The following is a 6,115-nucleotide window of genomic DNA, read 5'->3' as shown; positions in this document are numbered from 1 at the left end:
CACAAGCCCGCGATCGCGATCGACAACACCTTCCTCGGCCCGCTCTGGCAACAGCCGCTCAAGCAGGGCGCCGAACTCGTGGTCTATAGCCTGACCAAATATGCCGGCGGTCATTCGGACCTGGTTGCGGGGGGTGTGGCGGGCGATCAGCGGCTGATCGATATCATCCGGCCGATGCGCAACACGATCGGCACCATCTGCGATCCCAACACCGCGTGGATGCTGCTGCGCAGCCTCGAGACGCTCGAACTGCGCATGAGCCGGGCAGGCGAGAATGCGCTGAAGGTCTGCACCTTTCTGCGCGATCATCCCAAGGTCGAAGGACTAGGCTATCTCGGCTTCATTGCCGACCCGCGCCAGCAGGACATCTTCGACCGCCACTGCAGCGGCGCGGGATCGACCTTCTCGCTGTTCATCAAGGGCGGCGAGGAAGAGAGCTTCCGCTTTCTCGACGCGCTCAAGATCGCGAAGCTCGCGGTCAGCCTCGGCGGCACCGAAACGCTCGCGAGCCATCCGGCGGCGATGACGCATCTGTCGGTCCCCGACGAACGCAAGAAAGCGTTGGGCATCACCGACAATCTCGTCCGCATCTCTATCGGGATCGAGGATGCCGACGATCTGATCGCCGACTTCGCGCAGGCACTGGACGCGGTCTGAGCGGAAGCGAGGCAAGCCCTCCCGCACCACCGGGAGGCTATGTCTTCTGCCGCCAGTCGACGACGGCCCATCCCCGCTGCGGCGCCAGCTTCTTCAGCGCGCGCGACGGTGTCGTTGCCACCGCCTCGTCGGCGAAGCCCAGCATCGGATGATCGGAGACATGATCCGAATAGGCGCGGATGTGCGCGTCTTCGCGGGTGATGGCATTATCGGCGAGCCATTCGCCGATGCGCGCGAACTTGGCCGCGCCATAGCAATTGTCGCCCGCCAGCCGCGCGTGGATATGATCGGCGCCGTCGGGTGCGTCGAGGCGGGTCGCCAGCACATCATCGATGCCCAGCCGCCGCGCGATCGCATCGACATAGAGATGGAAGGACGCGGTCGCGAGGAGGACGCGGTAACCCGCCGCGCGGTCGGCCGCGATCTGGTCGAGCGCCGCCGCGTGCACGCCGCGCGCGATGACCTGATCGGCATAGCTTTCGGCGAGCGGAGCGATCTCGGCGCGGTTGAAACTCCTGCCGACCAGCAGCCGCAGATTGATCGCCTTCAGCCGCGACCGGTCGATCAGGCGCAAGGAATAGGCGGCGGCGGCAAGCGCCACCAGCGGCAGCAACAGCAGCCGCCATTGCTGGCGCCGCCGCGCAACGTGCATCAGAAAGCCGCTATACGTCCCCGACCGCGTGATCGTGCGGTCCATGTCGTACATCGCGACACGATGCGCATAGTCGCGGACGGGATCGAGCGTCGGAACCTCCATACTCCCGCTATAACCGCGCGCCCACCGCCGGCCAAGAGCGCAGCCTGCCGCAAGCGCGGCCAATTCGCTTGCCGTGCCCTGGCAAATAATCCAATGTCGCCCGCGTCATGGCGGTTTGGGCGGACTTCGAAACGAACGATGGCGCTGACGGCGCAGAGGTCCGCTTCTCGGGCCGGTTGACGCTCGCCCGGATGGGCGACCTGCCGCAGCGGCTCGACGAGCTTGGACCGATTTCGCTCCTCGATCTTTCAAATATTACCCGCATCGACACCGTCGGGGCGTGGATCGTGACGCGCACGATGCATCGCCACGACGCGAAGGTCGTCGGCGCGAGCCAGGATGCGCAGCGGCTGCTCGACGCGCTGGCGAACGACACCAGCGAGTATCGCATCCATGGCGACCGGCGCCCTGCGTGGGTGCGTATGCTCGAACAGCTCGGCACCGCAAGTGTGGCGATCTGGAACGAACTGCTTGGTATCATCGGCTTTTTCGGCGCGATGGTCGTCGCGCTGTTCAACCAGATCCGCGCCCGCCGCGCGATCCGCTGGAATGCGATCGTCACGCGGTTCCAGACCGTCGGCGTCGACGCGCTGCCCATCATCGGGCTGATGAGCTTCCTGATCGGCATCGTCATCGCGCAGCAGGGATCGGTGCAGCTCAAGCAATTCGGGCTCGAGGTGTTCACGATCAACCTCGTTGGCCGTGCCTCGATCCGCGAGCTGGGATTGCTGATGACCGCGATCATGGTCGCCGGCCGGTCGGGTTCGGCCTTCGCCGCGCAGATCGGGACGATGAAGCTGACCGAGGAAGTCGATGCGATGCGCACGATCGGCGTGTCGCCGATGGAGGCGATCGTCCTGCCGCGCGTCGCGGCGTCGACGATCACCATGCCGCTGCTCGGCTTTTATGCCAGCATCTGCGCGATCATCGGAGGCGGCATCTTCTGCTGGGTCGGGCTGGAAATCCCGCCGCTGACCTATGTCCAGCGCATCCGTGAAATCATCCCGATGACCGATTTCTGGATCATGCTGATCAAGGCACCGGTTTTCGGCATCCTGATCGGCGTCACCGGCTGTTACGAAGGGATGCAGGTGCGCCAGAATGCCGAGCAAGTCGGCAAGCGGACGACCTCGGCGGTTGTCGCCGCCATCTTCCTCGTCATCGTTCTCGACGCCTTTTTCGCCGTTTTCTTCACCTCGCTGGGCTGGAACTGATGGCCGAGCTGATCGAACCCGAAAAATTCGACATTGCGATCAAGGTGCGCGGCCTGTGCAACCAGTTCGGCGATGCGGTGATCCACGAAGACCTTGATCTCGACGTGCGGTCGGGCGAGATATTGGGAGTCGTCGGCGGATCGGGCACTGGCAAGTCGGTGCTGATGCGGTCGATCATCGGGCTGCAGATCCCGACCGCGGGCGAGGTCGAAGTCTATGGCAAGACGCTCGACACGATCGTCGACGAAGAGGAATCGCGCGACCTGCGTCGTCGCTGGGGCGTGATGTTCCAGGGCGGTGCGCTGTTCTCGACGCTCACCGTTGCGGAGAATATCCAAGTGCCGCTGCGCGAATTTTATCCGCGCATGGACTCTGAGCTGCTCGACGAAATCGCGGCCTACAAGGTCGCGATGGTCGGCCTTCCCAACGATGCCGGCCCCAAATATCCGGCCGAGCTGTCGGGCGGCATGGTCAAGCGGGCGGGGCTGGCGCGGGCGCTGGCGCTCGATCCGGCGCTGCTGTTCCTCGACGAACCGACCGCGGGGCTCGACCCGATCGGCGCCGCGAAGTTCGACGAGCTGATCCGCGAACTGGCCGACACGATGGGGCTGACCGTGTTCCTGATCACCCACGACCTCGATTCGCTCTACGCGACCTGCGACCGGGTCGCGGTGCTGGCCGAGAAAAAAGTGATCGCGGTCGGCACGATTCCGGAACTTCTTGCCACCGAGCATCCTTGGATACAGGAATATTTCAACGGACCGCGCGGACGCGCCGCCTCTGGCAGCAACGACGCGCTGACGCGGGCAGATAGGAAGAGCTGATGGAAACGCGGTCGAACAATGTTCTGGTCGGGGCCTTCGTCCTGCTGTTCACCGTTGCGCTCGCGCTGTTCGTGGTCTGGCTGGCGAACGACAGCGGCGGCAAGCGTCAGGAATATGATATATTTTTCAAACAGTCGGTCGACGGATTGAACAAGGGCGCACAGGTGCAATTCTCCGGCGTCCCCGTCGGCCAGGTGCGGCAGATCGCGCTGTGGCCCGACGATCCGCAATTCGTCCGCGTCCGTATCGAAGTCGACGAGCATGTGCCGGTGCTGCAGGGGACGACCGCGGCGCTGGAAGGCGTCGGCTTCACCGGCGTATCGCAAATCTCGCTCGACGGCGCGGTCAAGGGCGCGCCGCCGATCGCCGACAAGGGCCCCGCCGGCAAACCGGTCATTCCGACGCGCGTCGGCGGGCTCGGTGAACTGCTCAACACCGCGCCGCAGCTTCTCCAGCGCCTGTCGACGCTGACCGAGCGGCTGGCCGAACTGGCCGACGACAAGAATCAGGCGAGCTTCGCGGCGATCCTGAAGAATGTCGAGCAATCGACCGCGATCCTCGCGCGCAACGGACCGGCGATCGAAGCCGCGCTCGCCGACACGCGCGTCGCGATCCAGCAGACAGGGACCGCGGCCGAACAGATCGGCAATCTAGCCGCCGCGACGCAGGGCACGATCGACCGCAATGTCGATCCTGCGATGCGCAATCTGCGCGACACGCTCGCCTCCGCAAACAAGTCGATGCAGACGCTCGAATCGGCGATTTCGGACGCCCGGCCCGGCCTCAAGACCTTCAGCGAAACGACGATCCCCGAAGCGAATGCGCTGATCCGCGACCTGCGCCGCACCTCCTCCTCGCTTTCGAGCCTGACCGACAAGCTCGATCAGCAAGGCGCGGGCGCGGTGCTCGGCGGCAGCAAGCTGCCCGATTACAAGAAATGAGGATGACGACCGCCATGCCCCACCCGCTTCGCCGTCTTCGCACTCCCGCGCTGCTCGCGCTGGGCGCGCTGTCGCTCTCGGCCTGTGTCAGTTTCGGCGGCAAGGCGCCGCCCTTTCTGCTCACGCTCGATTCCGATGTCGCCCCGGTCGTCGGCGAGGCGCGCTCGGCGGGCGAAGCGCAGACGCTGACGATCCTGATCCCGAATGCGCCGCAAAAGCTGCGCACCACGCGCATCCCGGTGCAGCAGGACGATGCGAGCGTCGCCTATGTCAAGGACGCCCAGTGGGTCGAGGCGCCGCAGCGCCTGTTCCAGCGGCTCCTGTCGGAAACCGTCGCGGCAAAAACCCCGCTGGTTGTGCTCGACGAAGGTCAGTATCTGACCGCACCGGGCGAACAGCTTGCCAGCCAGCTGCTCGAATTCGGCGTCGATGCGCGCACCAATGAAGCGGTCGTCTCGCTCCAGGCGATGCGCGTCGCGGCGGGCGGCAAGACGGTGACGCAGCGCCGCTTCGAGGTGCGCGAACCGATCGGCGGCAAGATCGAGGCAAAGCCGGTCGGCGAGGCGCTGACCCGCGCCGCCAACAAGGTCGCTGCCGACGTCGCCGCCTGGCTCGCCGGCTGACGCGCGCCGCGCCGGCTCCCGACCGCTCCGCTCTTGCGCTTTGCGCGCCTGCCCCTTAGGGGCGAGCCGCGGCCGCGATAGCCGCCTCTTTCGCGCATCGCCTCTTTCGGGTTTCCGGCGTGCGCCTCCCGCACGAGCCCGCCTGACGAAAGGACTCGCGCATGGGATGGTTCATCCTGGCAATCGCCGTTTTCACCGAAATTTGCTGGGCACTCAGCCTGAAATGGGCCGCAACGCTGGGCACGTGGCAGGCCTCGACGGTGCCGATCGCGCTCAGCTTCCTCAACATGGCGCTGCTCGCCTTCGCGATGCGCGAGATTTCGGCCGGCACCGCCTATGCGATCTGGACCGGCCTCGGCGCGGTCGGCGTCATCATTGGCGGTATCGTCCTGTTCGGCGAAAAAATCGGCACCGTGCAGATCGGCTTCATGGCGCTGATCGTGATCGGCGTCGTCGGCACCAAGCTGTCGGCGCCGGCCTGATCGCTCAGCCCAGCAAGCTCTTCGACGCCTGTTCGGTCGTGTCGCGCGACAGGCCGGGCTGGGCGAGGATGCGTTCCAGTTCGGCGCGCATCATCGCGGCCCGCGCCTCGTCGAAGCGCTTCCACCGCCCGAGCGGCGGGATCATTCGCGCCGCGGTCTGCGGATTGCGCGGATCGAGCGCGATGACAAGGTCGGCGATCAGCCGATAGCCCGCGCCATCGGCCTGATGAAAGGCCGCCTGATTGCCCGTGAACGCCCCATAAAGCGATCGCACCCGGTTCGGATTGGACAGGGTGAAATCGGGATGCTCGGCCAGCTGGCGCACCGCCTCCACCGTGTCGGGGCGCATCGACCAGGCCTGCACCTGAAACCATTTGTCGAGCACGAGCGGATTGTCGCGGTAGCACTGGTAGAAGATGTCGAGCGCATGGGCGCGCTCGTCGCTGTCGCCATGCGCCAGCGTCGCCAGCGCCGCCTGGCGCTCGGTCATGCCGTCGGCATCCGAAAACACCCCGAAGACGAGCGCCGGGATATCGGCGATCCCCGTCGCGGCAAGATAGGCGAGCGCGACGCCGCGCAGGCGCCGTTCGCCCTTGGCGTGCGGTGACAGCTCGGTC

Annotated in this window: 8 protein-coding genes; 6 read left to right on the top strand and 2 right to left on the bottom strand. The window is 65.8% G+C overall.

Annotated features, from left to right (window positions below; genetic code table 11):
- Positions 1–657, top strand: a 657-nt coding sequence (locus tag ABS88_RS22875) for a PLP-dependent transferase (protein WP_286750685.1), incomplete at its 5' end; no start/stop codon positions are given.
- Between the two features lie 37 nt (positions 658–694).
- Here the strand turns inward: ABS88_RS22875 and ABS88_RS22870 are convergent.
- Entirely contained in the window at positions 695–1,414 is a 720-nt protein-coding gene (locus ABS88_RS22870) for an HAD family hydrolase (protein WP_286750684.1), read from the bottom strand.
- A gap of 107 nt (positions 1,415–1,521) precedes the next feature.
- Here ABS88_RS22870 and ABS88_RS22865 point away from each other — a divergent pair, with 107 nt between their 5' ends.
- The 5 genes from ABS88_RS22865 (at position 1,522) to ABS88_RS22845 (ending at position 5,498) form a co-directional block, all read left to right on the top strand.
- Positions 1,522–2,628, top strand: a complete 1,107-nt coding sequence (locus ABS88_RS22865) for an ABC transporter permease (protein ID WP_003049217.1) — start codon at positions 1,522–1,524, stop codon at positions 2,626–2,628.
- Positions 2,628–3,452, top strand: coding sequence for an ABC transporter ATP-binding protein (locus ABS88_RS22860; protein WP_003049215.1), 825 nt, complete (start codon positions 2,628–2,630; stop codon positions 3,450–3,452). The genes ABS88_RS22865 and ABS88_RS22860 overlap by 1 nt, the downstream gene beginning before the upstream one ends.
- Complete coding sequence (locus ABS88_RS22855; protein WP_003049211.1) at positions 3,452–4,393, top strand: MlaD family protein; 942 nt, start codon at positions 3,452–3,454, stop codon at positions 4,391–4,393. Before ABS88_RS22860 ends, ABS88_RS22855 begins: the two co-directional genes overlap by 1 nt.
- Before the next feature lie 2 nt (positions 4,394–4,395).
- Entirely contained in the window at positions 4,396–5,016 is a 621-nt protein-coding gene (locus ABS88_RS22850) for an ABC-type transport auxiliary lipoprotein family protein (protein WP_062765570.1), read from the top strand.
- Positions 5,017–5,177: 161 nt separating this feature from the next.
- Positions 5,178–5,498: a DMT family transporter gene (locus ABS88_RS22845; RefSeq protein ID WP_003049205.1), complete on the top strand. Its 321-nt coding sequence runs from the start codon at positions 5,178–5,180 to the stop codon at positions 5,496–5,498.
- 4 nt (positions 5,499–5,502) lie between these two features.
- Here ABS88_RS22845 and ABS88_RS22840 read toward each other — a convergent pair.
- A partial coding sequence (locus tag ABS88_RS22840) for an aminopeptidase N C-terminal domain-containing protein (RefSeq protein WP_286750683.1) occupies positions 5,503–6,115 on the bottom strand: 613 nt, incomplete at its 5' end.

It is taken from the genome of Sphingopyxis sp. SCN 67-31 (assembly GCF_001725095.1).
This window is presented reverse-complemented; position numbering and strand designations above follow the sequence as displayed.